At 61.4% G+C, this 24,310-nt stretch carries 21 protein-coding genes and 1 tRNA gene; 6 read left to right on the top strand and 16 right to left on the bottom strand.

Translation table 11 applies throughout. The features are described from left to right. Positions 1–80: 80 nt before the first annotated feature. The gene (locus tag QMK50_RS01780) at positions 81–719 is read left to right on the top strand and encodes a LysE family translocator (RefSeq protein ID WP_320332350.1); all 639 of its coding nucleotides are present in this window, start codon (positions 81–83) and stop codon (positions 717–719) included. A 23-nt stretch (positions 720–742) separates the two neighbouring features. Here the strand turns inward: QMK50_RS01780 and QMK50_RS01775 are convergent, their stop codons facing one another. Continuing rightward, positions 743–2,218, bottom strand: a complete 1,476-nt coding sequence (locus QMK50_RS01775) for an L-lactate permease (protein WP_320332349.1) — start codon at positions 2,216–2,218, stop codon at positions 743–745. Between the two features lie 129 nt (positions 2,219–2,347). Here QMK50_RS01775 and QMK50_RS01770 point away from each other — a divergent pair, with 129 nt between their 5' ends. Further along, positions 2,348–2,836, top strand: coding sequence for an Lrp/AsnC family transcriptional regulator (locus QMK50_RS01770; protein ID WP_095168664.1), 489 nt, complete (start codon positions 2,348–2,350; stop codon positions 2,834–2,836). 75 nt (positions 2,837–2,911) lie between these two features. Here QMK50_RS01770 and QMK50_RS01765 read toward each other — a convergent pair whose 3' ends face one another. Then, positions 2,912–3,367 (bottom strand): isoprenylcysteine carboxylmethyltransferase family protein, encoded by a 456-nt coding sequence (locus QMK50_RS01765; protein ID WP_320332348.1) that lies wholly within the window; start codon positions 3,365–3,367, stop codon positions 2,912–2,914. 406 nt (positions 3,368–3,773) lie between these two features. Here QMK50_RS01765 and QMK50_RS01760 point away from each other — a divergent pair, with 406 nt between their 5' ends. Beyond that, complete coding sequence (locus tag QMK50_RS01760; RefSeq protein ID WP_320332347.1) at positions 3,774–4,034, top strand: DUF6429 family protein; 261 nt, start codon at positions 3,774–3,776, stop codon at positions 4,032–4,034. 174 nt (positions 4,035–4,208) lie between these two features. Here QMK50_RS01760 and QMK50_RS01755 read toward each other — a convergent pair whose 3' ends face one another. The 3 genes from QMK50_RS01755 to QMK50_RS01745 form a co-directional block, all read right to left on the bottom strand. Then, positions 4,209–6,695 (bottom strand): TonB-dependent siderophore receptor, encoded by a 2,487-nt coding sequence (locus QMK50_RS01755; RefSeq protein WP_320332346.1) that lies wholly within the window; start codon positions 6,693–6,695, stop codon positions 4,209–4,211. A 116-nt stretch (positions 6,696–6,811) separates the two neighbouring features. Then, positions 6,812–7,762, bottom strand: coding sequence for a FecR domain-containing protein (locus QMK50_RS01750; RefSeq protein ID WP_320332345.1), 951 nt, complete (start codon positions 7,760–7,762; stop codon positions 6,812–6,814). A 1-nt stretch (position 7,763) separates the two neighbouring features. Continuing rightward, positions 7,764–8,273 carry a sigma-70 family RNA polymerase sigma factor gene (locus QMK50_RS01745; protein WP_159996301.1) on the bottom strand — a complete coding sequence of 170 codons (510 nt, stop codon included), beginning with the start codon at positions 8,271–8,273 and terminating at the stop codon, positions 7,764–7,766. Between the two features lie 239 nt (positions 8,274–8,512). Here QMK50_RS01745 and QMK50_RS01740 point away from each other — a divergent pair. Next, positions 8,513–8,588, top strand: a tRNA-Phe gene (locus QMK50_RS01740). A 148-nt stretch (positions 8,589–8,736) separates the two neighbouring features. Here the strand turns inward: QMK50_RS01740 and QMK50_RS01735 are convergent. Next, positions 8,737–9,543 (bottom strand): glycosyltransferase, encoded by an 807-nt coding sequence (locus tag QMK50_RS01735; RefSeq protein ID WP_320332344.1) that lies wholly within the window; start codon positions 9,541–9,543, stop codon positions 8,737–8,739. 57 nt (positions 9,544–9,600) lie between these two features. Further along, entirely contained in the window at positions 9,601–10,062 is a 462-nt protein-coding gene (locus QMK50_RS01730; RefSeq protein WP_320332343.1) for a helix-turn-helix domain-containing protein, read from the bottom strand. Between the two features lie 79 nt (positions 10,063–10,141). Here QMK50_RS01730 and QMK50_RS01725 point away from each other — a divergent pair, with 79 nt between their 5' ends. After that, positions 10,142–10,648: a DUF2938 domain-containing protein gene (locus QMK50_RS01725; RefSeq protein WP_320332342.1), complete on the top strand. Its 507-nt coding sequence runs from the start codon at positions 10,142–10,144 to the stop codon at positions 10,646–10,648. 10 nt (positions 10,649–10,658) lie between these two features. On the opposite strand, the gene QMK50_RS01720 is transcribed toward QMK50_RS01725, so the two are convergent. The 5 genes from QMK50_RS01720 to QMK50_RS01700 form a co-directional block, all read right to left on the bottom strand. Continuing rightward, entirely contained in the window at positions 10,659–12,002 is a 1,344-nt protein-coding gene (locus QMK50_RS01720) for an APC family permease (protein WP_320332341.1), read from the bottom strand. A gap of 148 nt (positions 12,003–12,150) precedes the next feature. Then, a complete protein-coding gene (locus tag QMK50_RS01715; RefSeq protein ID WP_320332340.1) occupies positions 12,151–12,903 on the bottom strand; it encodes an N-formylglutamate amidohydrolase in 753 nt (250 codons plus the stop codon). Next, the gene (locus QMK50_RS01710; RefSeq protein ID WP_320332339.1) at positions 12,887–14,242 is read right to left on the bottom strand and encodes a glutamine synthetase family protein; all 1,356 of its coding nucleotides are present in this window, start codon (positions 14,240–14,242) and stop codon (positions 12,887–12,889) included. Before QMK50_RS01710 ends, QMK50_RS01715 begins: the two co-directional genes overlap by 17 nt. Continuing rightward, the gene (locus QMK50_RS01705; protein ID WP_320332338.1) at positions 14,239–14,883 is read right to left on the bottom strand and encodes an isochorismatase family cysteine hydrolase; all 645 of its coding nucleotides are present in this window, start codon (positions 14,881–14,883) and stop codon (positions 14,239–14,241) included. Before QMK50_RS01705 ends, QMK50_RS01710 begins: the two co-directional genes overlap by 4 nt. Before the next feature lie 2 nt (positions 14,884–14,885). Further along, positions 14,886–15,740, bottom strand: coding sequence for a MurR/RpiR family transcriptional regulator (locus QMK50_RS01700; RefSeq protein ID WP_320332337.1), 855 nt, complete (start codon positions 15,738–15,740; stop codon positions 14,886–14,888). A 306-nt stretch (positions 15,741–16,046) separates the two neighbouring features. Here QMK50_RS01700 and QMK50_RS01695 point away from each other — a divergent pair, with 306 nt between their 5' ends. Further along, positions 16,047–16,910, top strand: coding sequence for a sensor domain-containing diguanylate cyclase (locus QMK50_RS01695; protein WP_320332336.1), 864 nt, complete (start codon positions 16,047–16,049; stop codon positions 16,908–16,910). 67 nt (positions 16,911–16,977) lie between these two features. On the opposite strand, the gene QMK50_RS01690 is transcribed toward QMK50_RS01695, so the two are convergent. From QMK50_RS01690 to QMK50_RS01675, 4 genes are all read right to left on the bottom strand, one after another. After that, a complete protein-coding gene (locus QMK50_RS01690) occupies positions 16,978–18,297 on the bottom strand; it encodes an LLM class flavin-dependent oxidoreductase (protein ID WP_320332335.1) in 1,320 nt (439 codons plus the stop codon). A 22-nt stretch (positions 18,298–18,319) separates the two neighbouring features. Further along, complete coding sequence (locus QMK50_RS01685; protein ID WP_413787318.1) at positions 18,320–19,744, bottom strand: NAD-dependent succinate-semialdehyde dehydrogenase; 1,425 nt, start codon at positions 19,742–19,744, stop codon at positions 18,320–18,322. Between the two features lie 48 nt (positions 19,745–19,792). After that, positions 19,793–22,288, bottom strand: a complete 2,496-nt coding sequence (locus QMK50_RS01680) for a TonB-dependent receptor (protein ID WP_320332333.1) — start codon at positions 22,286–22,288, stop codon at positions 19,793–19,795. Between the two features lie 376 nt (positions 22,289–22,664). After that, positions 22,665–24,254 (bottom strand): ABC transporter substrate-binding protein, encoded by a 1,590-nt coding sequence (locus QMK50_RS01675; protein WP_320332332.1) that lies wholly within the window; start codon positions 24,252–24,254, stop codon positions 22,665–22,667. Between the last annotated feature and the right edge of the window lie 56 nt (positions 24,255–24,310).

Here is a 24,310-nt window from a genome sequence, read left to right as displayed (position 1 = left end):
CTTGCTCCCGAAGATGATTTTTATCATCAGGCGATGAAACATTCGGTAGCATACCCGCCATTCTCAAGGAGGCTGGAACCATGGACCCGAACACAATGTTGGCTTTTACCCTGGTCGCTGCGATTGCCATCGCCAGCCCGGGTCCTGCGACCTTGATGGCGATCAACAACAGCCTGACCCATGGTCAACGCAGCGCAATCTGGTCGTCGCTGGGCAATGCCAGTGGGCTGTTCTGCCTGTCGGCGGCCGCGATGCTGGGGTTGGGCGCGCTGCTTGCCAGTTCGGAATGGATGTTCAATATGGTCAAGATCGCTGGCGCCGGGTATTTGTTCTACCTGGGGGTCAAGCAGTTGCTCAACAAGACGCCATTGCTGGCTGAGGGGATTGAGCAGGGGCAGAACGTTCGCCCCAGCCCCTTTAAACTGTACCGGTCAGCGGTGGTAACCGCGCTCGCCAACCCCAAGGCGACGCTGTTCTTTACCGCGTTGTTCCCGCAGTTTATCGATCAAGGCGCAGCCCTGTTTCCACAATTCCTGATCCTGACCGGGATATTCATGGCGCTTTCGTTGCTGTCGTTGAGCCTGTATGCCGCGCTCGCCTCGCGCGCCAAGGGCATGTTGGCGCGACCTGAGTGGTCGCGCTGGGTCAGCCGCGTGGTGGGGGTAACTTTCATCGGGTTTGGTGCGGCGATTCTCGCGATGCGCCGGCAAACCGCCTGATCGTCTGGCGTTGGCACAAAGGCTCACCACACCAGCGCCCAGCTGAACCAGCCGCTGAGCAACGCGGCCGCCAACGCCACCAGCACCGTATTGAGGCAAGCGAGGGCGAAGCCGAACCTGATCAGTTCGCCTTCTTCCTTCGCCTGAGTTTTTGCCAGCCCCACGATCAGCATGACAATCGATATCGAGCCGAGTGCGGCATGCCCTGCCGAACTGTTCTGCACCGCGGCCAACAATAGGCGCGCGGATTCGGGTAGCAGGGCGATGGCCGGCATGAAGATCGCGTTGCCGCCCACGTTCGAGCCGGTCATGTAGCCCGAGAGTGCACCGAACATCGTCACCAACGGCATCGCGGCGGCGGGTGAAAGGCCGGCCAGCAGTTGCATCAATCCCGCCAGGAAGCCGGCCTTGACCATGATCTGCGACATCGCCAGGAAGAAAAAAATCGTCAGCAACGGCCGCTTCGCCCGCGCCATCAGTGCCACCGGCAGACTGCCGTCCGACCCCACCTTGTGTGGTGTGGCCCGCGCATGCAGCCACACGCCGACCAGCACCAGCAGCAGGGCTACGCCAGGGGAGGCCAGGGGTTTCCAGGTGACCTGGGCACCAGACACCAGCCATTGATCCTGCCAGGAAGTCAGGGTCAGGATCAGCTTCAAGGAGACGATGCAGACAATCAGCACCAGGTACGGCCATGCCTGACGCGGCCAGTGCACGGCAATGCGCGGACTGGCGCTGCGTCGCACGCGCCACACTCCGCCAGCCAGCACCGCCAGGGCCGTCACCAGGGCCGCGGCAACACCGGCCACTTCCGGGCCCAGCCAGCGACTGGCGCTGTACAGCGCCGCCATAAACAACAGCCAGTAAATCCCCAGCGCCGCCCATGCCCGCAACTCACGCACACCCGCCAGATACAGCGCCAATCCACTGAGCAGCAAAAACACTGGCGCGCTGGTCAGTGCCGAGGTCGATGACAGTGCCCGGGCATCCAGGTGCGCCAGCGAAGCGCCTATCACCGAGGCCAGGCCGAGCGTGCCCCACGGCATGATTGCCATGCCCAGCAACGCAATGCGCAGCGCGGCCCGGCGCTCGAAGAGGCTCAGCAGCAAGGGCACCGTGGCGATCAAGGACACGCCGAAGCCGGTCATGGCTTCCAGCAGCGGCGCCAGGCCGAGCACGATGAACACCACCTGATCGCCGCTGCCCAGGCCCAATGAACGCACCCATTGGCTCAGCGCCAGGTTGACTCCCAGGCGTTCGATCACGATCACGAAGGCCAGGCCCGGCACAATCACGAAGGCGGTACTGGCAAACAGCACCGCCGTGTCCTTGAGGGCGGCCACCATGCTGCCCAGGTGCCAGGCATCGGCTGCACCGGCGAGCCACAGCAGCAGTACCAGCAGAGTGCCGGCGACGGCGGCCTGCACAGGTGGCCGCCGCAGCACGACGAGCATGGCGGTGACCAACAGGAACGGGGACAGATGAAACAGCGCGACCATGCCAATAATATCCTGTGTGGGTGCCCGGGCAGCCGCGGGTGCGGACTGTGACCAAGATAATATTTCGCGGCAGTGGATAAAGGGTCGCGGTTTTCTGCTAGTTTTCGAGAAAATTTCTCGCGAGCCAGCATGATAAAAACCACTGCAACAAGCCAAGCCCTGGACAAATTCGACCGTGCGATCCTCGACCTGGTCCAGCGCGACAACACCATGGCGCTGCGCTTGATCGCCGAGCAGGTCAACCTCTCGACCGCCGCCGTCCAGCGACGCCTCAAGCGCATGGAGGAGGGTGGCGTGATCACCGGCAACGTCGCCATCGTCGACCCAACCGCCGTTGGCCGACCGATTACCATCATTGTCGAAGTGATGGCCGAGCGCACCAGCCTGGAGGCACTGGAAGCCATGAAGGCCCACTTCGCAGTGCCCGAGGTGCAGCAGTGCTACTACGTCACCGGGGAAGTGGACTTTGTCCTGGTGCTGACCGTCGCCAGCATGCAGGAGTACCAGGCCCTGGCAAGGCGCCTGTTTGCGGAGAACACCAACGTCACCTGGTTCAAGACGATTGTGGCGCTGGATCGGGTGAAGGTTGGGTTGGATGTGCCGAGTGGGGGTGGGTAATGGGTGGTTTGGTTTCTGGCGGCCTGTGACTTATTGCGCTGGGCTGCTATCGGCCAGAAACCGAGGCTCTCTGTTCTAGAGCCAACGTCTGACCTGGCTGCAGTATTGCGTGAACTCTCTGCCGAAAAGGCTGGCGAGGGCTCGCTCCTCCGGCCCGATCTGGAAGCGGTTCATGTACATCGCGAAGCCCAGCACGCCGAGGAGTGCCGGCGGCCAGGCGAGGAAGATTGACCAGGCTATCAGGACTGTGGCGAAACCTAAGTACATCGGGTTGCGTGTGTATCTGTAGACGCCCGAGCTGACCAGGGCCGAAGCGGTTTGCGGCTTCAGCGGGTTGACCGTGGTGCGGGCACGGCGAAACGACAGTACGCCGGCTAGACAAATGGCTACGGCTGCCAGCGCCACCACCAGCGCCAGGGCAATGCGCCACTCGATAGTCAGCTCCAGGGTGCCCGGTGAGTGTCGAGCTGCGAACCACATCAACAGACCGAACAGGGCAGCAACCAGCGGCGGAGGGATGCGGTTGTCCATGAGCAATTCCTATTTGAGACGAACTGGCTACTAGCGTGAGGGTTATAGCCGCTATAGGGTCAAACCCCTTGAGTGCGATGGAGACTGCGGGGCACGTTGGAAGTCAGGCACGGGCAAACGCATCAGGACGATCACTATCAATATCGCAGTACAACCGATACTGGGCGCGACAGCGGCTCTTCATAAAGGCTGTCAGCATCGGTAAAAAAGATAAAGCGCTGTTTCGCCCACCATAAATCTCTCCATAAATGGGGACGGATTTATTTTATCGTCCAGTGCGAAAGAGGGAAAAATAGATCCGTCCCCGTTCGAGTTAAAAGAGGGAAAAATAGATCCGTCCCCGTTCGAGTTACCATTCGAGTTCCGGGCTCACGGGAAGTTTAAGAGTCCGAGTGGAGCAGCGATCATGAAATACGACGAAAGCTTGATTGAAGAAGCCGTTCTCGCCCTGTTGGTAACCTTCAGTGCGGATAACGGAAATACTTGGAAAGGGTACGATTTCGAGATCACGAACCGATTGCAAGAGCATGGATTCATCCGTGATCCGGTAAACAAGAGCAAATCCATCTGGTTGACGCCGGAAGGGATGGAACGAGGCCGCCAAATAGCCGATCGGCTGTTTGGGGTGAGAACTCAAGCGGAGCATGCCTCCAGCTCGGGTACCTGACTCCATATCCAAGGCATGCAGTAGGTGGGTTTATGGAACGCAGGCCTTCGCCAAGGTCCGCTTGCGCCCCACATGCACCCGGCCTCGCCAATAGATTGCGTGGGTGCAGGCGTTGCGGAGTCGGACACGTAAGTGTTGTGCACCTGGCGAAGGCTGCCTCGTTGCCCTACGGGATCACCAGTCGTAGGTCAATTCCACCGACGCCACTCGCTCCTGACCGTAGTAGCAGCCGAACGCATAGTTACAGTCCGAGACGTACTCTCGGTCGAAGACGTTCTGCACGTTGAGGCTGGTGCGCACGCCGCGCAGGCCGGCGTCCAGCTTGCCCAGGTCATAGCTGACCGTGGTGTCGTAGACCACGAAGGCCGGCACGTCGAAGGAGTTGGCCGAGTCACCCGGCTTGCGTCCGGTGTAACGGGCGCCAGCACCGAAGGTCAAGCCATCGATGGTCGCCTGGGTGAAATGATAATCCACCCACAGCGAGGCCGAGACCGGTGCCGTGGCTTCGCTGCGGTTGCCCTGATCGCCATAGGTGCTTTTGGTGTAGAAGGAGTCGATGTAGGTGGCCGCGGCCATGACGTCGACATTATCGAGACTGGACTTGGCTTCCAGTTCGATGCCACGAGAGCGCACTTCGCCATTCTGCGCCGAGTATTGCGGGTACTCGGTGTCGCCCGTCAGCACGTTTTTCTGTTTGACCTGGAACACCGAGGCAGTGATCAGCGTCTTGTCGTACGGCTGATATTTCACCCCCACTTCGTACTGCTCGCCTTCGGTTGGATCAAAGGCTTTGCCACCGCGCTCGGGTGCGGCAGTGCCCAGGGTTGGCAGGAAGGATTCGGAATAGCTGACATAGGGCGCCAGGCCGAAATCGGTGACGTAGGTCAGGCCCACTCGCCCCGTGAACTGGTTGTCCCGTTGTGACGTGACGGTATGGGCCAGCAGGTCCTTGTTGTCGATTTCCGCCCAGTCCTGGCGGCCGCCGATGGTGAGGATCCACTTGTCCAGCCTGATCTGATCCTGCAGGTACGCACCCGTCTGGCGAATGGTGTTGTCCCACTTGGTATCGAGCACCGGGGTTACGCTTGCGGTGTCGTAGTTGTTCTTGCCGTAAAGGTCGACCGGCAACACGTTGTAGGCGTTGTAGCCGTCGTACTTGCGGCTGAAGTGACGATAGTCGACCCCGGCCAGTGTGGTGTGCTCCAGGGCGCCGGTGTTGAATTTGTATTCCAGGTTGTTATCGACGGTGTAGGCGATGTTGTGCTGGCGCCAGTCCAGCTTGACGCGATTGGCTTGGGTCTGATTAACCACACCGGCATCATCGGTGACGAAGCTGCGCAGGTAGAAGCCTTTGTACTGGTCACGTACGTCGGTATAGCGCGCGGTGGACCGGTACGTCAGGTCTTCGCTGAGGTTGTGGCTGAAGTCATAGCCCAAAATGTACTGGTCGCGCTTGTAGTCGTTGTAGCGCGAATCCCCGGAGAAAAAATCCCGTTTGATTTTCTGGCCAGTCGGACCGCGATCCAGGGAGCCGACCCGCGGCAGCGCCTGATAATCGGCCAGGCCATCGTCGCGCTGGATTTGCGCCAGCAGGGTCAACGACGTGTCGTCAGTGGGCGTCCAGGTCAGGCTGGGCGCCAGCAGCATGCGTTCGGTATTGGTGTGCGCGACCTGCTCATTGCCTTTCTTCGCCAGGCCCACCACGCGATAGGTGAATGCCTTCTGGTCGTCGAGCGGGCCGCTGGTGTCGAATGCACCATTGACCCGGTTGTAACTGCCCGCGCCGAGCTTGACCTGGCTGCGCTGTTCGCTGGTGGGTCGCTTGGACACCAGGTTGATAAGGCCGCCCGGCTGGTTCTGCCCGAACAGCACGGAGGAGGGGCCCTTGAGCACCTCAATGCGCTCCAGGGTGTAGGGGTCGATTTGCGGAGCCCCGCCCAGGCTGCCGGCATAAGGCACGTAGGCGCCATCGAAGTACAACGGGGTCGGGGCAAAACCTCGGCTGGTGATCTCGTCGGCGATAACATTGCGGTCGGTGAAACCGCCGGTGCTCAAGCCCGGCGTATAGCGCAGGGCCTGGGTCAGGTTGCGTGCGCCCTGCACGGCGACCTGATCGGCCGTCACCACGTTGATCGCCTGGGGGATTTCCAGGATCGGCGTATCGGTCTTGGTCGCGGTGGCGCTGCGGGTGGCGACATAACCGTCGACCGGTCCATAGGCCGACTCGATGGCCTGGCCGGAAATAGTGGTTGCACCTAACTGCAGCGCAGCGCCCGGGACCCTTGGCAGCAGCGAGTAGCTGCCGCTCGGCAGGAGAACCGCTTGCAAGCTGCTACCGGCCAGCAGCTTCTGCAGGCCGGCATCGGTGGTGTAGCGGCCGCGCAGCCCGGCGGTCTTCTGCCCGCTGGCGTGGGCCGGATCGAACGAGACCGTCACACCAGCAGTCGCGGCGAACTGGGTGAGTGCCGAACCCAGGGCTCCGGCCGGAATATCAAAGCTGGTTTCAATGTTGGTCTGTGCCCAGGCAGGCTGTGCAATCAGTACCGTACCCAGTGGCAAGGCGAGCGCCATTCCCAGCAGCGCGATATGCACCGCGCGGTTCAGGGGTTTGACGGCAGACTTGCGGAAGACTTTGCGCGGCTGGGGGGTGCGGGGGATCATGCGGTTTCCTTTCGCCCGATGGCAGTAAATGGCGGCGTCTATTTGCGCCTCTATCTACAAAGTCGAACGAGAATCAAAATCAACAACCCCCTTCGATAAATTTTCTGCAAAAACCCTCAAATGGCTTCGACGCGTGTCCAATAACGGCTGAAACGCCGCAGCCGCACGGGCAGGGTCGAGGTCAGGTTATCGAGGATGGCATCGCTGCTACCGAGGTGAAACGCGCCGGAAATCCGCAGGTCGGCGACCGCTGGAGCGCAGCCCAGATGACCTGGACGGTAACGCTGCAATTCGGTGATGAAATCTTCCAGGCGCCAGTCATCGATCACCAGCATGTCGCGGGTCCAGGCGTCGACCTGGGGACTGGAGCGCTGCGCCGTGCCGGTATCATTGCTGTCGAAGTCGAGCTGCTGCCCGGCATCCACTCGCACGGCCGGACCGAGACTGTTTGCGCTGCGCACCTCGACCGCATGTTCCTGCACGCTGACCCGCGTGCGCTGCGCGTCGTAGCGCACCACGAAGCGGGTGCCCAGGGCGCGAATGCTGCCCGATGGGGTATGCACGATAAAGGGCCGTGCCTGTTGGTCTGGCGCAGTCTCGATCTGGATCTCACCGCTGAGCAGGTGGATTTCGCGCAAGCTCGCGCTGTAGCGAATGTCCACTGCGGTCGCGGTATTGAGTCGCACCAGGCTGCCGTCATCCAGGCGCACCCGACGCCGTTCGCCGGTGGCGGTCCGCTGGTCGGCCATCAGGGTCGGCAAGGGTGTTGTGTTCCAGGCCAGCGAACCAGCCCCGCCGGCCGCCAAGACAATCGACAGGACCTTGAGCACGTCACGGCGTTTGGCCCGGGCACTGGTCAGTGTCGGCCGGGCGATACCTGGTGCGACCTGGCCAAGTTTGTCTTGCAGGCGGTTCAGGCGCTCCCATGCCTGGACATGGCGAGGGTCACACTCCAGCCAGCGTCGGTGTGCTTCTCGGATGGCGGCGTCGGGCACTTCTGTACGCAAGTCGACGTACCAGCGCGCTGCGGCTTCGAGTGTCGCGTGATCCAAGGCGAGCGGGCGCACTTCAGTCGTCTGCCAACAGCAGGCAATGCGTGAGGGCGCGCACCGCGTGTTTCTTGACCGTGTTCACCGAGACGTTCAGGCGTCGGCCGATCTCCACGTAGCTCAGCCCGTCGAGCTGTGCCAACAGGAAAATCTCACGGGTGCGCCCACCCAGGCCATCGAGCAGGCGGTCGATTTCCATCAGGGTTTCGATGATCAGGGTGCGGGTTTCAGGCGAGATGTCGATCGGTTCGGGGCTGAGCGCGAGGGTTTCCAGGTACGCCTGTTCCAGGGACCGACGGCGGAACATATCGATCATCAAACTGCGCGCAATGGTGCTCAAGTAGGCGCGAGGCTCACGCAATTCAGGCGCCTTGCGTTGCGTCAGTACCCGGATGAACGTGTCCTGGGCCAGGTCCGCCGCGTTGTCGACACAGCCAAGCCGCTGGCGTAACCAGCCACAGAGCCACTGATGGTGATTCTCGTAGAGCGTCTGCACGGCATGTTGTTGAGAGTGGTCGACAGAGGACATGGGGGTGGCCCGCAACGAAGATATTTGATAATGACTCTCATTTTCTTCTAAGGTTTGCTGACTTGGCAATACCCTGACGCAATGAGTGCCTGTCGCAGCCAAATCCCACCTTTATCCAGAGACTCCGCGGCCGTTGACTTTTTTCGTCGTCAAGGACAGTCGTAAGCATAGGTATTCGTTAGATTTTTTTGATTTCGTGGTTGACGCCACGGTGGTAAAAAACGTTTAATTGCGCCGCGGCCCAGATAGCTCAGTCGGTAGAGCAGGGGATTGAAAATCCCCGTGTCGGCGGTTCGATTCCGTCTCTGGGCACCACCTTTTGTTTTCAGGTGCTTGCAATACCACCTGAAACAACCAAAAAACCCGCCTAGTGCGGGTTATTTGTTGTCTGCGGTTTCCTACCGTAGCCTTGCAAGCCACTGAATTCAGATCCCGCAGAGCCTATGGCCGGCATTAGCCATGTTCAGGCTGTGGGCGTGTTCAACGTATTGAAGCGTTTGAGAATATTTTCGTACATCTTTGTGCGTCGGTGATGTTGACCATAACCACCGCCGGCAGCGACCGTTCCCGCCTGGATGTGGTCCAGATACTTGAAGATTTTTCGCGGTGAAAGAAACACAACCTTGTAGCCGATATCGATCAGCCCGTCCTGCAATGCATAGCCAGGTACTCGCTCATCGAGCTGAAAATGCAAGCCGTGCTGCTTGATGATTTTGCTGTTCCAAAGCGTACAAAAGCTCTTCAGGTGGGTTTCCCTGTAAGGTTTCGGATCTCTGGAGCGCAGACCTAGCGACAGCTTCAGGCGCCTGAAATGATGTTTCGCCAGGCGCGAAGTGAATCGCCAAAGTGTCCTGGGCACTCCTCGATTGAGTTGCTCAGTACAACCGACGGCGGCGACTGTCGGATTTTGACGACAGTGCTCCAGCATCATCGTAAATACCTGTGGATCGAAAACGAATGTATCTGTGTGCAGCAGAAACACGTAATCGGTATCGACCTTTTCCAGCGCCATATCCAGGGCGTTGCCGTGGGCAATGTGGCCTGGCTCTGGGGTGAGCGACTTGCGTTCAATCAAGTTGATCCAATCGAGTGAGCGCAAATACTCAGTGCTGGCATCCGCAGATCCGTTATCGACTACCCATACCGCAATGCCGGCTTTTTGTGCATGTGCAGATAAAAGATCCAGGCATACCTTGGTCAAATCCAGGGTCTTGTAATTCACCAGAACGATACTGAAAAGGGGTTTCGACTCCGCGTTAAAGGTGCACATGCTCGAAATGCTCAGATCCAAAAAATCAAAAGATAAGGTTCCTACCTTATTTCAAACTTAATTTTCTCCGAGTGCGGGTTGGCCAACGCTAGCCAGCGACCTTCCTTTACCTGCTCTATTTCTGGTCTGCAGTTTTCCAGCAGCACTCAACATGTCCTGAAACTTTGGACATTCAATATGCCGCGGAGCAGGGCAGGATGCTGCACGACGAAGCTCGTCGCGTATGGCGCTAAGGCGTTCGATGGTGCGGTCCAGTTCGTCGGCCTTTTCTGCCAGGCGCTGGTGATCAATGGCGGGCCGGCCGTCGGCGTCCAGCATGGTGGCGATGTCGTCCAGGGAAAACGCCGCCGATTGCCCGAGGGCGATCAATGACAACTGCTGGAGTACATCCGCGCCGAACACGCGGCTCAAGCCACGGCGACCGATCGAGCGGATCAGGCCTTTTTCTTCGTAGTAGCGCAGGGTTGAAGCCGGCAGGCCGGAACGACGTGCCACTTCACCGATTTCCATCTCTTTCATGCTTGACCTCAAGTCGACTTGAACTTGCAGACTGCCCGGATCAAATCGCTAAAACAGGCCGAAGGCAAGGGGAGATGACATGGGAGTAGGGGAGGCGCTACTGCGCATTCTGTTGGTTGGCATGGGGGCGACGTTGATCATGGATCTGTCGGCCTTTATTCAGGCGCGGCTGTTGGGCCTGGCGTCGCTGGACTACGGGCTCGTCGGGCGGTGGTTGGGGCACATGGTGCGCGGGCGGTTTTGGCACGCCTCGATTGTGACGGCGCCCCGAGTCAGGCATGAACGCCTGCTGGGTTGGGTGTTTCACTACATCACTGGGTGTTTCTTCGCCACGCTGCTGGTCGGTGTCCAAGGACTCGCTTGGCTCCACAACCCCACGCTGCTGCCCGCATTGGTGGCGGGCCTGGTCAGTGTGATTGCGCCGTTTTTCATCCTGCAGCCCGCATTCGGCCTGGGCATCGCCGCTTCGCGAACCGCGGCGCCGAACGTGGCGAGGCGCAGGAGTGTGATTGCGCATCTGACGTTCGGCGTCGGGCTCTTTGTGGCGGGGTGGCTCTCGATACGGGTGTTTCCTGCGGGGTGCTAGCCCAGGGGCGTCAAATGTCCTTGGATAACACCAGGTTCGCACCTTTGCGATTGAGGATGCACAGGTAGACCAGGCCGAGCGCAATCCAGGCGCAGCCGAGTTTCTGTGCGTCCAGGCCCATGTTGTACATGATTGCACTGGTGATGATTAAACCCATGAGCGGGAATACCAGGTGAGCGAGGAATTTCCCGGTTTTCTGGCGGCGCCAGTAATAGTTGATGACGGTGATATGCAGAATGATAAAGCCGCTTAACGCGCCGAAGTTCACCAGCGACGTCAAGGTGTCGACGGCATTGATAAACACGTAGCAGATGCCCACTGACAGTATCGCCACCAGATAGATACTCACGTGTGGCGTGCGGTACTTGGGATGAACGTTGGCGAGGATTTTTGGCAGCTTGCCATCCCGGGCCATCCCAAACAGTAACCGCGAAACGGCGGCTTGCGAGGTAATGGAGACCGCAACCCCCCAGGACAGCGCTGTGGCGATGGCCGCCAGGGAGGCCAATCGATCGCCACCGGCGATGGCGGCAATTTCATAGAAGGCAGTGTCGGCCGAGGTGAAGCCCATGCCTGCCGCCAGGTCCGCGGCGAGCCATGTTTGTGCGACGAAAATCGCCCCCATGATCAGCAGGCTGATCAGGGCTGCCCTGCCAACGCTACGCCCGGCATCCCCCTTGGTTTCTTCGGCCAACGTGGAGATGGCATCGAAGCCCAGGAACGACAGCACCGCAATCGATACCGCCTGCATCATCAACCCGAAGTTGAAGTTCGCCGGGTTGTACAGGGGGGCTAATGTGAGTTGCCCGCTCCCGCCACCTGCGTGCAGTGCCTGCCAGGCACAGGCCAGGAAAATACCCAGGACCGTGAGCTGCGCAAGCAGGAACAGGATGTTCATGCGGGCCGTGAAGGTGATGCCGCGCAGGTTGACCAAGGTCGCGCTGATCAGAAAGGCGAAGATAAAACCGAACTTCGGAATATCAGGGTAGAGGTGGTTGAGAGCCATGGCGGCGTAGATGTACAGCAACGGTGGAATCAGCAGGTAGTCCAGCAACAGCAGCCAGCCTGCGATGAACCCAAGGTTGGGGTGCACGCCCCGTTGCGCATAGGAGTACACGGAGCCGGCGATCGGAAAGGCCCGTGCCATGTTGCCGTAGCTCAATGCCGTGAACAGCATAGCAACCATGCCAATGATGTAGGCCAGCGGAACCATTCCGGGGGCCTCTTGGTTGACGTAGCCGTACACACCGAAGGGGGCGATGGGAATCATGAAGATCATTCCATAGACCACCAGGTCGGCAAGCGACAAACTGCGTTTTAATTCTTGTTTATAACCAAAGTTTTCGACGGCCATGACAGGGTACTCCGTAAGCGAGTAAGGCGGATGTCCAGTCACTGCCGGACAACGGCGGTGACTGAAGCAAGTTTTTGAACCCGGCAGGTTTAAAAGCGCCCAAGCGGTGTTTTTATAGTTGTATTACCGATTTACCAAGCAACAGCGTTCAGAGCAGTGGAGCCAAGGCATCCGACCAAGCCTGTACGGCTTGCGGGCTGCGTAGCAGGTCGTTCCTGACCTCGATCAGTGCAGCGTCAATGCCGCGACTATCACCGTGGAAGGGGACGGTCATATCCTCCAGCGGGTTGATTTCATACGGCTGGTTCGCCGCCGCCTTGTGGCCCTGGGCCGCGAGGCCTTCGAGTAAGCGTTGGGCATAGGCCTGGGCGCGGGCGTACAACACGCCGATTTCCAGGGTGCGCGGCTGGCCGAAGTAGATCGGGGTGAAGCTGTGGATCCCAACCACCCGTACCGCGCGACCAGCGGCGAGCCTGGCGTCGATCAGGGCGCTGAGCCTTTGATGGAAAGGGTCGAACAGGCAGTCCCGTCGATACTGGCGTGTGGTCTCGTCGAGATTCTGGTTGCCCGCCACCCGATAGATTTCACTGTGTTGCGGAATACTGTCAGGCGCCTCGAGGGGGCGATTCAGGTCAATCAGCAGGCGTGAGTAACCCGCCGAGATCAGGGTCGCCCCCAGGGCTTTTGACAATTGTTGCGCCAGGTCTAGGGCGCCAATGTCCCAGGCAATGTGCTCGCGTGCCGCCTCGTGACTGAGCCCCAGGCGCTCCAGTTGCGGTGGTATGTAGGAGCTCGCATGCTCACACACCAGGATCACCGGGTGCCCGGAATCCTCTTGGCTCAGGGTGTAGACCGGCTCGCTGTACAAGCCTTGTTCCGGGGTTTCAATAGAGGCGGGCATAGTGGTCACAGAGTTCGGTTGGGGTGAATGAATCTGTCGATTTGAGCTCCTGGGTCTTGAGCGCGAGGTAAGCGTCCATCATCAGTTTGGGCAACGCTTGGAACAGCTCATCTTGGTGACGCAGGCAATCCAGCGCTTCCCCCAGGGAGCCCGGCAGAGCGACGATGTTGCGCGCCTGCCGTTGTTCGTCGCTCAGGGTGTCGGGCTCTTCATCGGTGGTGGCGTTCAGTGCGAGCTTCTGTTCGATGCCCAGCCGGCCGGCCATCAACACCGTTGCCATGCTCAGGTGCGGCGAAGCGGTGGCGTCCAGGGGGCGAAACTCAAGGTTGTACTGTTTGGCCGGTGACTTGCCGCCAATGGTGATAGTCGGGCAGATACGTAGCGAGGCTTCACGGTTGCGTTGCCCCAGGCAGGCGTAGGACGCACTCCAGTGATGGGGTTTCAAGCGCAGGTAGGAGATCGGCGTCGGAGCGCTGAAGGCACACAATGCTGGCAAGTACTTCAACACGCCGGCGGCCCAATGCTGTCCCAGTGTCGACAAGCCATTGCTGGTGTCGGGGTCATACATCACCGGGTTGCCTTGTTGGTCCTGCAGGCTGATATGCAGGTGCACCCCGTTGCTGACGCCATGCTCTTGCAGCTTGGGCGAGAAACTGATGGCCAGGCCCATCTGGCGAGCAATCTCACGGGTGATTTCGCGCACGTTCACCGCGCGGTCGGCCGCGGCAACCCCTTGGGTCGGGCGGCAGGTGATTTCGTACTGCGCCTTGCCGTACTCGGGCAGGAACATTTCGGGCTCGACCCCGGCAGCCCTCAAGGCACCGAGCAGCCAGCCGCCAAAGTTGGCCGCGTGGTGCTGGGCGCCGAGCGAGAATGCCCGGTGCGAGACCTGAGCATCCAACTCGCCAAGGTTGAACTCGTGTTCGAAAGCGGCCGTGACCTCCAGGCCCAATTGCTCGCGGTAGCGTTCGACTTCGGTGCGCAACAGTGTGCGCGGGCACGCCGCCCAGGGCCGGCCATCGGTTTCACAAATATCGGCGTGAATGAAATCCAGGCCCGGTGCAGTGGCGTCGGGACCGTTGGGTACCTGGACACGAGTGTGCATGTCCGGGATCAGTCGCAAGTCGCCATAAGCGCCCCAGGGATTGTTGTCGGCCACTACATCCTGTGGGGTCAGTGCACTGTTGGCGGGCACCCAGCCACAGCCGCTGGCTTGATAGCTTTCAAGTTCGTCGGTGGGAAACGAGCGACCGCGCGTGATGCCGATCAAGTCGGTGGTGACGATCGTGGTCATCGCAACAGGGCCGATCATGCCAGTGTCAGGTGTGGGCCGGCTCATGCTTGCATCTCCTGCAGGCGTTGGATCACGGTCTCGGTGTCAGTGATCCAGCAGTAGCCTTTGATTGCTTGCAGGCACGCCTGGTGTCGGGCCGATGTGTAGGTGGCGCACGCATCTTCGACCAGCGTCACCAGGTAGCCGCGATCCGCTGCATCGCGCACCGCCATGTCCACGCATTGATCGGTGACGATACCCGCGATGATCAAATGGCGGGTCTCAAGGTTGCGCAGCACGTAATCGATGTTGGTGGAGTTGAACACCCCGGATGAGGTCTTGGTCAGGATCACTTCGTTTTCACTGGCGGCCAGTTCGTCGATGATGCCGGCGGGGTAGCTGCCCTTGGGCAAGTGCATGTCCGACAGTTTGTGGTCCAGGGAGCGATCACGCCCATCGGCCGTGAGGCTTTCGATGATGGTGTGAAGCACATTCTGCCGAGCGCCGCGCATTGCCTTGAGTAGCCGTTGCTGATTGGGGATGACCTCGGCCTGGGTGCGTGTCAGGAAATACTCCGCCGCAGGGCCCTGCAAATGAGGATCGAGCTGGGGGTCCAGCCAGGCACGTTGCATGTCGACCAGCAGCAGGGCGGTGTGGCCGTGCACGTAGGGAAGGTCGCGGGGCGAATGATGAGGGAGTGTGAACATTATTATTTTTCCTCAAGCAGGTGGGCAGCGAAACGGGTGCGCAGTTTGTCGATGCCTTCCAGGCGATCTTCCAGGTCCGTGGTGCGCAGTGTGAGAGCGGCAATCAGGGCTTCAACCTGCGCCAGGGCCGGCACCATCGTGTCGAAGGCAGAGATCGACTCAACGGGGGCGCTGATGACCAGGTCGGCGAGTTCGCGCAAGGGCGAGGCGTAAATGTCGGTGAACAGTACGACACGCGCGCCGCGTGCCTTGGCTGCATTGGCAACGCGCAGGGCCTGGGTCTGATAACGGCGGTAGTCGAACAGCAGGACAACGTCCTGGCGCTGGACGTCGTACAGGCGATCCGGCAGTTGGGCGTTGTCTTCCAGGGCATGGCAACCCGGACGCAGCAGGCGCAGGTGCCCCACCAGGTAGCCAGCGAGGAAACTGCTGAGGCGTCCACCGAAGCAAAAAATCTGGTGACGGGTATCGAGTATCAGCTCAACCAGCACGCGCACATCTTCAGGTTGGGTCAGCGTCTGGGTTTCCTGCAGGCTGCGACTGCTCTCATCCAGGTACCTCGTCCAGGAGTCGTCCTGGGAGGAGTGCGAGCGGGGTTGCAAGAGGGTGACGGGGGAGCGCAGGCGATGGTCCATCTCACTGAGCAAGGCATCCTGGAAGTCGCCATAACCAATGAACCCCAGCTTTTTGACCAGGCGCATGATGGTCGGATCGCTGACGCCGGCATGTCCAGCCAGTTTGGCCATGGGCCCTAAACCGCTGCGCGGGTAATGGTCGAGCAATGCGCGGATCACCTTGCGTTCGGAAGGCGTTGGGTTCAGCGCAGGATCAGTGAGGCGTTCTCGCAGATTGGTCATGTGTGCAGTTCTTATGGGTTTGTTTGATTTGCTTCATATTGTCGATATCGAGTGTATGTGTAGTGTTTACTACAGTCTAGTGTTTTTGTAGTACAGCCCTGAAAACCGTAAAAGGTCATCATTCAAGCTATCTCTATCAGTTGAATGCAGGAGACTTTTCCAGAGGGACTGCCGCGTTGCAGGTGCCCGACGGGCTCTCCTGCAGGGCGGGTCATCAATGCGTGGATCTGTTTGCTCAAGCAGCCCTAGCCGTCGCCCCGGATGATCGGGCATGATCAGGCGATTCGAACCAGATTGCACTGACCTATGCCCGTAGACCTGCAAGCGCTCTATCCCAAACTGATCCATCTGATGTTGGACACGGTGTTTGTCGTCGATCGGGATAACCAGATTGCGTTTGTCAGCGATGCCTGCGAGACGCTGCTGGGTTACCGCGCCGATGAGCTGATCGGCACCCCGATCACCGACTATATGCACCCTGACGACCTGGCGGCCACCCGGGCTTCGATTGTCCGGGTCATGAATGGCCGGCCCCATGTCGATTTCCGCAACCGCTATCTGCGCAAGGATGGCGCTATCGTGCACATCCTGTGGGCGGCGTTCTGGTCCGAGGAGGTGGGGGCGCGGATCGGCGTCGCTCGGGACGTGACCGCCCTGTGGCAGGCCGAGGAGGAGTTACGGTTTCTCGCCCATCATGATCCGCTGACCCAACTGACTAATCGCTCGCTGTTCAATGATCGACTGGACTCAGCGCTGCACGCCGCCCACCGGCACCAGAGCACGCTGGCGTTGCTGTTTCTGGACATCAACGACTTCAAGCAGATCAACGATATCCATGGCCACGCCGCCGGCGATCGGGTGCTCTGTGCGATCGCTCGCCGGCTGCAAGCGTGCGTCCGCGAGACCGACACGGTGGCGCGGATGGGCGGTGATGAGTTCACGGTGCTGTTGACCGATATCCAGTCACCGGACGCGGTGGCGCACAAGGTGGAGCAGATTCTCGCGGCCATGGCTGAGCCGCTGGGTGCCGAGTTTGGTGCGATCAACACGCCGTCGTGCAGCATCGGCGTGGCCTGCTATCCCGCCGACGGCCAAGATGCCGATACGCTGCTCAGCCATGCGGATGGTGAGATGTACCGGGTGAAACGGCGCAGATCCGCAACCGGCTGAGCGCCGACAGCGGCCCCGCGCGCGCGATAGCCGTCGGGGCTCAGTCGATTCAGTGTAAACAGCCCACTCAGGCGGGCACTGCCAGGCCCAGGTTGTCGCGCAAGGTGCTCCCGCTGTACTCACGACGAAACAGTCCGCGGCGCTGCAACTCGGGTACGACCTGCTGGAGGAAGTCGTCGAGGCCGCCGGGCATGTAGGCCGGCATCAGATTGAAGCCGTCGCTGGCGTGCTCCTCCAGCCATTGCTGCATCTGGTCGGCGATGAACTGCGGGGTGCCAACCAGCAGGTTGTGCGAGCGGTTGGCGGCGTAGTTGCGGGCCACTTCGGCCAGGGTCAGGCCGCGCTCGCGGGCATCGCGGATCACATACTGGAAGCGCCCGCGACTGCCCTTGAGGCGGGCCTCGATGTCCGGGAACAGTTCGTCCAGGGGGTGCTGCGACAGGTCGTAGTTCATGCTGGCGGACATGAACGTCAGGCCGGCCAGGGGATGGGTGCGTTCCTGCAACAATGCCTGCAGTTCCTGCGCGTGTGCAGCGCTGCGACCCACGATGGGCACCAGGCCGGGCAGAATCTTCAGCGCCTCGGGTGGGCGGCCGAAGGCCTGGGCACGGGACTTGAGGTCAGCGTAGAAGGTCTTCGCACCGGTCAGGGTAGGTTGTACGGTGAAGATCACATCGGCCTGACTGGCGGCCAGGTCGCGGAACTCCTCCGACTGCCCGGCCTGGATGATCACCGGCCGGCCTTGGGGCGTGCGAGGCACATTGAGCGGGCCGCGGACGTTGAACCACTCGCCCTTGTGGTCCAGGTAGCGCACGGCGGACGGGTCGTAAAACTCACCGCTGGCCTTGTCGACCACCAAGGCATCCTCGCCCCAGGTCCGCCAGAGACCGGTCACCACTTCCAGGAACTCCCCGGCACGGCGATAGCGGGTGGTGCGGTCGAGGTGTTCGGCGCGACTGAAGTTTTGCGCCTCGCCGTCACTGGTGGAGGTCACGGCGTTCCAGGCGATTCGGCCGCCGCTCAGGTGATCCATGCTGGCGAACATGCGTGCCACGTGGAAGGGTTCGTTGTAGGTGGTAGACGCGGTGGCCGCCAAGCCAATGTGGCGGGTCACGGCGCTGAGCGCGGCAATCAGGGTAATTGGCTCGGCCGAAGTGGACGGTCGGTAACGCACTGCTTGGCGAAAGTCCGAGCCATAGATGTCGTCCACCGCCAGGCGGTCGGCGATAAAGATCATGTCCAGGCGCGCGGCCTCGGCCTTGCGCGCGATGTCCTGGTAGGCGGCGAAGTCCAGGTGGCGCGTGACGTCTGCCTGTGGGTGCCGCCAGCCGCCAAAGTGGTGGCCGTTGGGCATGAGAAACAGGCCCAGGTGCAAGGTCTTGCTCATGAGTGGGTTCCTTCAAGTACGGTCAGAGTTGGGAGACGTATTTGCGCACCAGGTAGCCGTCGAAGGTTTCGCTGCCGCCTTCACTGCCGATGCCGCTGTCCTTGATGCCGCCGAACGGGGTTTCCGGCAGGGCGATGCCAAAGTGGTTGACCCCCACCATCCCGGCCTCCAGTGCCGCTGTCGCATGGTTGGCCTGGCGCAGGGAATGGGTGAACACATAGGCGGCCAGGCCGAAGGGCAGGCTGTTGGCGCTGCGGATGGCCTCGGCCGGGTCGCGAAAGCGAATCACCGGGGCGATGGGGGCAAAAGGTTCCTCGTGCAGGATCGCCGCATCCACCGGCAACTCAGTGAGTACGGTTGGCGCTAGGAAGTTGCCCTGGGGGCCCAGCCGTTCGCCACCGAGGAGCACGTGTGCGCCTCTGTCCCGGGCATCCTCGATCAACCGCAGGCTGGCGTGCAGGCGGCGCTGGCTGACCAGCGGGCCCATGTCGCTGGTGGCTTCCAGGCCGCTACCGACGCGCACGCCGGCCAGGGTGCTGGTGAAGGTTTCGAGAAAGCGCTCATAGACCGCCTCCTGGACAAAGAAACGCGTCGGCGAAATGCACACCTGGCCGGCATTGAGCACCTTGAAGCGAGCCAACTGCTGGGCCGCCAGTTCGACGTCGGCATCGTTGAACACCAGCACCGGTGAATGGCCGCCCAGCTCGAAGGTCGTACGCTTGAGGTACTGGCCTGCCAGCGCTGCCAGTTGTTTGCCGACCGGCACCGAGCCGGTGAAAGACACCTTGCGCACGATTGGTGAGCGGATCAGGTAATCCGAAACCTGCGCCGGTTCGCCCCAGACGATGTTCAGCACCCCCGGCGGCAAGCCCGCGTCGTGGAACAGCCGGGCCAGGGCAACCACGGCGCTGGGTGATTCTTCCGCGCCCTTGAGGATCAGGCTGCAACCGGCGCCAATGGCCGCCGCGACTTTCTTCACCGCTTGCGACAGCGGATAGTTCCATGGGGTGAAGGCGGCGCACACCCCGACCGGCTCCAGGGTCACGGTCTGGCGGACCTCGGCCTGGCGCGCCGGAATCACCCGACCGTAGATGCGCCGGGCTTCCTCTGCGTGCCATTCCAGGTGCTCGGCACTGCTGTGCACTTCGCGCAGGGCTTCGGCCAGTGGCTTGCCCTGGTCGAGGGTGATGCCGTGGGCGATCTGCGGGGCGCGCTCCCGTGCCAGGGCGGCGGCGCGGCGCAACAGGTCCGAACGCTCCACGGGCGAGCTGCGGCGCCAGCCCTCGAAGGCCCGTTCGGCACTGTCCAGTGCGCGATCAAGGTCCGCTGGCAAGGCGTGGGGCAGGTGGCCGATGACCTGGCCGTCGGCGGGGTTCAGGACCTCCTGCAACGGCCGGTCGGCCTCGATGAACTCTCCGGCAATGTAAAGCGACAGTGATGGATATATGGTGCAGTCCTCGGGCTTCACGCTGGGCGTGGGGCAGGGTGGGGAAGATCAGAAGTCGAACGACAGGCGGCTGTAGTAGTAGCCGCCGGTCAATCCATAGGGTGAGTACAGCCCGTAGCCGTTGAGGCCCTGGCCGGTCACCGGGCCGATCTTGTCGGGGTACTTGTCGAACAGGTTGTTGGCGCCGATGGCGACCTTGAGCTGCCTGGTGATCGAGTACCCAACGTCCAGGTCGGTGATCCAGGTCGGGCTCCAGGTACGGTCGTAGGCCCGTCCGCCGGCGCTGGCCTGGAAGTACTCGCCGTAGCGAGTGCCGCGCAGGTTGACGTTGAAGTCGCCGATCAGCCAGTTGGCGTTGAGGATGTACTTGTTGGTCGGCGACCCCTTGGTCAGGTCGCTCTGGGCCTCGTAGTCGAACAAGGTGTAGTTCGAGCCCAATGCGGCCAGCGCCGCAGGGGCGTCATTGACGTTGTCGACCTTGGTCTTGTTCCAGTTAAGCCCCGCGCTCCACTTCACCGAACCGAAGGCGGCGTAGTCCTGCAGGTAGTCGAGGACTACATCGACGCCATGGGTGCTGGTGTCGATGGCGTTGGTGTAGTACTGCGCGGCGATGTCCGATTGCAGGCCATTGGCGGCAAGAATGTCGCTGACCTCAGGGCCTGCGAGTACGCTGGCTTCGACGATGCGGTCGCGGATCTTGATCAGGTAGGCGTCAGTGGTCAGGCGCAGGTTGTTGAGGGGTTCGTAAGTGAAACCGACGCTGTAGTTGGTGGATTTTTCCGGCTTCAGGGCCTCGGCACCGAGGGCCTTGGCGGCCGCCGAATCCACGGGCAAGACCTTCACGTCGTAGGAAGTGCTGGTGCCGGGGCCGGTGACCAGGGTCCGGGTCCAGGACGAGGCATAGATGGACTGGGCGATGGAGGGCGCGCGAAAGCCGTTGCTGACGGTGGCCCGCAGGGAAAACGCCGGGGTCAGCTCATAGCGCGTGGACAACTTGCCGCTGGTGGAGTTACCGGCGTCGTCGGTGTAGTGCTCGAAGCGCCCGGCCACACCCACGTACCATTTCTCGCTCGGATAGAAGCCCAGGTCCAGGTAGCTGGCGTAGTTGTTGCGGCTGCCGCTGGTGGCTTCATCCGGGCTGTAGCCACTGGTGGCGGTGGAGCCGGCCGGAGGGGCGATGCCCTGGTAGGGGCCTTCGGCAATGATGTAGCCGCCGTTGGCGTACGAGTCGTAGTCGCCGTCACCGATGCTGAAGCGCTCATAGCGGTGTTCGAAACCAAAGGACAGGTCCATCGGCTTGGCCAGGCCGATTTCGAACGGACGAGTGAAGTCCAGGTTGCTGGTCCATTGGTCGGCGGTCTGGCTGCCCTGGTCGAAGTGGCTGGCGCTGGCGTTACCGAAAGACGGGTTGAGGTCGTTGCGGCTCGACAGCCAGGCCTTGTTGCGGCCCAGGGTAGTGGACAGGTCCCAGTCCCAGGCGGCCAGTTCTCCACGGGCGCCGATGGCACTCTGGAAATCGTTTTCTTCGATCTCGCGCACCGGCAGGGTGCCGTCGGGGTAGAGGCTGGCATTGGCGCTCAGGCTGTTGGGCCGAATGAACGATGCGCCGCCCTCGGACTTGCGCACGCTGACGGTGGAGAAGGAGTACAGCGACGTGGTGCTCGAGAGGGGGAGCTCGGCGTTGTAGGAGGCGTTGAGCAGTTTGTAGCGCGGTTCGCCGTAGCTGGAGGAAATGTGCCGGTTGACCGTTTCCTCCCGTGGGTCCGGGCTGCCGTCGGGCAGCGGGTGGTAGAACGCGCCCTTGGCTGAATCGGCACGGTCGGCGTCATCCTGGGTACGCACGTCCAGGGCAAAATTGAAGAATCCGTCGTTGGGCAACAGGCTGCCCAAGTTCAATGACTGGGTCACCACGCCGCCCCCGCTGCCGTAGTTGTGCCCGCCGGTGGTGGTGGCGTTGCCGCCGTGGTCGTTGGTCTTGAGGATGATATTGATCACCCCGGCGATGGCATCGGAACCGTATTGCGCCGCCGCGCCGTCGCGCAACACTTCGATGTGGTCCACCGCGCTGACCGGGATCAGGTCCAGGTCGGCTGGCTGCGAGCCGTTGTTCATGTACGAAGAAATGTTCACCAGCGCCGTGGTGTGGCGGCGCTTGCCGTTCACCAGCACTAGGGTCTGGTCAGCATTGAGCCCGCGCAGGCCCGCCGGGCGCACCAGGGACGAAGAGCCACCGCCGGGAATGGCCGGCAGGTTGAACGAAGGCAGCAGGCTGTTCAGGGCGGCGGTCAGGCCGGCGCTGCTCTGGCGCTGTAGGTCGTCGGCCTTGATCACGTCAATCGGGGCGGGGCTGTCGGTAATGGTGCGCTGGTTGCCACGGGCGCGGTTGCCGGTGACGACCACGGTTTCCAGGGGTTTGTCCTGGTAGCCACCAGGGTGGCTGTCGTTGGTGTCGGCGAAGGCACTGCCACTGCCGGCCAGCAGGCCTAAGGAAATCGCGAGCCGAACCAGGTCGGGTAAGGTCGCCCGACGGAAGCTGTTATCCACGTTGCTTAACTCCATAGATCTAAGTGTGTGTTGGCTTTTTTTTGAGTTATGCGGGCGCGCGTTCCGTGTGCGGTGTGGCTGGCTCGCTGGGCAGTGCAGCCCCGGCCGTGCGGTCGGGGATTACGCGGCGGATCGCCGGGGGCCTGGTTCCAGGTAGTGGCCGGCGGCACCGCGAAGGTGTTGGAGGGCCATACTAGGAGGTGAACATAAATGCGTAAAAGACATAATATGCATAACCTAATATGCAAAGTAGTTCGTGTGTTGGGTGTGGTGTGCGATACAAAAAAGCCCGCTCGAGAAACTCGGGCAGGCTTGCATGAGACGATGGGTATGGACCCGCAACCTGAGTGGTGCGGGTCACCGCAGAGGTGGCGCGTCAGTCTTTCTTCAGCCCCGAATACACCGGGGTGTCGAAGGCCGGGCCTGAGACAAAACCGCTGAGATTCTTGCGCAGGGCCGTCTGCTCGTTCTGCTGGAGCAGGAAGATGTATGGCGAGTCGGCCAGCACTTTGCGCTGCAGGTCCTGGTACAGGCCGATGCGCCGCTGAGTGTCGGGTTCTTCTGCGGCCTGGTCGACCAGCTCGGGCTGGGGGAACTTCCAGTGCGTGCGCCAGGCGGCGGCTTTGAGAGTAGAGGCGTCGCTGTCATCCGGGTTGGGAATCAGGAAGCCGGCCGAGGAGTGTGGATCGTTGTAGTCGTGGGACCAGTAGAAGAACATCGCATCGTACTGGCGGCTGCGGTAGCGGCCCATCGCCTGGTTGACATCGACTACCCGCAGGTCAACCTTGACGCCGGCGCTGGCAAAGCTCTGCTGGATCGTCTGGGACACCTGCAGCCAGGGGAACAGGTTGGCGGCGTCCAGAGTGATGTTGAAGCCGTCGGCATACCCGGCTTCCTTCAACAGTTCACGGGCCTTCTGTACGTTGAGCTTGTAGGGCGTCTCATCCAGGGCACCGAGCACGCCTTTGGGGATGAAGGTCTGGTGAGTGAACCACTGGCCGGCGAGCAAATGCTCACTGATGTTGTCGTAGTCGATCAACCAGCGCAGCGCCTCGCGCACTTTGGGTTTGGCCAGTGCCGGGTTGCTCAGGTTCAGGGCCAGGTACAGCTCGGACACTTTGTGCTCTTCGTGCAGTTTGACTTCGGGATTGCCGGCCAGGGCCTTGACCTGTTCCGGGCGCAGGTCACGGGCAATATCGATGTCGCCCTTTTCCAGCAGCAAGCGCTGGGCCGACGGCTCGGGGATGTGCCGCAGGATCACGCGCTTGATTGCGGGAGTGCCACGGTAGTAGCCGTCGAAGGCATCCAGGGCGACTACGTCGCCAGCCTTCCATTGCTTGAGGCTGAAGGCCCCGGAGCCGGCAGCGTGGGTCTTGAGCCAGGCATGGCCAAGGTCGCCGTCCTGTTCATGCTCGCGCGCCAGCTTCTCGTCGACGATGGATGCCACGCCCGAGGTCAGGGTGTTGAGGACCAGGGTCGGCGCCCAGCGCTTGTTCAGCTCCAGCACCAATCGGCCGTTTTCCACACGCACTTTCTGCGCCACGTTCTGCGGGGTCCAGCCGTACTGTTCGAGAATGAACGAGGGCGTCAGGCCCAGTTGGGTCACGCGGCGCAGGGAGAAGGCCGCGTCTTCGGCGCGGATGGGGTTGCCCGATTGAAAACGCAGGTTTTCGCGAATGCCGATACTGAACTGTTTGCCGTCTGCGGAGACTTTCCAGTCGCTGGCGACACCGCCTTCGAGCTTGGAGAAGTCTTGCGGGTCGTAGGTGAACAGGCGGGTATAGAGATTGTTGATGACCTCGCCGCCGGTGACCTCGAAGGTTTCCGCCGGGTCGAGGGTCAGGATATTGGTGATGTCCTTGCCCATCACCACGGTGTCTTTGGGCGTGGCGGCCTGGACCTGGCCGGCCAGTGCCGCGGCCAACAGCGTCAGGGTGGCGAGCAGGGTTGCGGGTCGTTGTTTCATGCAGAACTCCTAGAGGGAACAGGGGCTGTGGTCGATCCCGCGCAGCGTCTATCCTG

Origin of the sequence: Pseudomonas sp. P5_152 (assembly GCF_033989915.1) — a bacterium.
GTDB lineage: Bacteria > Pseudomonadota > Gammaproteobacteria > Pseudomonadales > Pseudomonadaceae > Aquipseudomonas.
Note: the sequence above shows the minus strand (reverse complement) of the source record. Positions and strands in the feature narration are given on the sequence as shown.

Bases quoted from the DNA above. Each gene is read 5' to 3' on its own strand.
- QMK50_RS01695 (WP_320332336.1), top strand. From the start codon at position 16,047: ATGCCCGTAGACCTGCAAGCGCTCTATCCCAAACTGATCCATCTGATG.
- QMK50_RS01760 (WP_320332347.1), top strand. From the start codon at position 3,774: ATGAAATACGACGAAAGCTTGATTGAAGAAGCCGTTCTCGCCCTGTTG.
- QMK50_RS01735 (WP_320332344.1), bottom strand. From the start codon at position 9,543: ATGTGCACCTTTAACGCGGAGTCGAAACCCCTTTTCAGTATCGTTCTG.
- QMK50_RS01705 (WP_320332338.1), bottom strand. From the start codon at position 14,883: ATGTTCACACTCCCTCATCATTCGCCCCGCGACCTTCCCTACGTGCAC.
- QMK50_RS01720 (WP_320332341.1), bottom strand. From the start codon at position 12,002: ATGGCCGTCGAAAACTTTGGTTATAAACAAGAATTAAAACGCAGTTTG.
- QMK50_RS01780 (WP_320332350.1), top strand. From the start codon at position 81: ATGGACCCGAACACAATGTTGGCTTTTACCCTGGTCGCTGCGATTGCC.
- QMK50_RS01675 (WP_320332332.1), bottom strand. From the start codon at position 24,254: ATGAAACAACGACCCGCAACCCTGCTCGCCACCCTGACGCTGTTGGCC.
- QMK50_RS01715 (WP_320332340.1), bottom strand. From the start codon at position 12,903: ATGCCCGCCTCTATTGAAACCCCGGAACAAGGCTTGTACAGCGAGCCG.
- QMK50_RS01700 (WP_320332337.1), bottom strand. From the start codon at position 15,740: ATGACCAATCTGCGAGAACGCCTCACTGATCCTGCGCTGAACCCAACG.
- QMK50_RS01775 (WP_320332349.1), bottom strand. From the start codon at position 2,218: ATGGTCGCGCTGTTTCATCTGTCCCCGTTCCTGTTGGTCACCGCCATG.
- QMK50_RS01710 (WP_320332339.1), bottom strand. From the start codon at position 14,242: ATGAGCCGGCCCACACCTGACACTGGCATGATCGGCCCTGTTGCGATG.
- QMK50_RS01690 (WP_320332335.1), bottom strand. From the start codon at position 18,297: ATGAGCAAGACCTTGCACCTGGGCCTGTTTCTCATGCCCAACGGCCAC.
- QMK50_RS01770 (WP_095168664.1), top strand. From the start codon at position 2,348: ATGATAAAAACCACTGCAACAAGCCAAGCCCTGGACAAATTCGACCGT.
- QMK50_RS01725 (WP_320332342.1), top strand. From the start codon at position 10,142: ATGGGAGTAGGGGAGGCGCTACTGCGCATTCTGTTGGTTGGCATGGGG.
- QMK50_RS01765 (WP_320332348.1), bottom strand. From the start codon at position 3,367: ATGGACAACCGCATCCCTCCGCCGCTGGTTGCTGCCCTGTTCGGTCTG.
- QMK50_RS01730 (WP_320332343.1), bottom strand. From the start codon at position 10,062: ATGAAAGAGATGGAAATCGGTGAAGTGGCACGTCGTTCCGGCCTGCCG.
- QMK50_RS01745 (WP_159996301.1), bottom strand. From the start codon at position 8,273: ATGTCCTCTGTCGACCACTCTCAACAACATGCCGTGCAGACGCTCTAC.
- QMK50_RS01755 (WP_320332346.1), bottom strand. From the start codon at position 6,695: ATGATCCCCCGCACCCCCCAGCCGCGCAAAGTCTTCCGCAAGTCTGCC.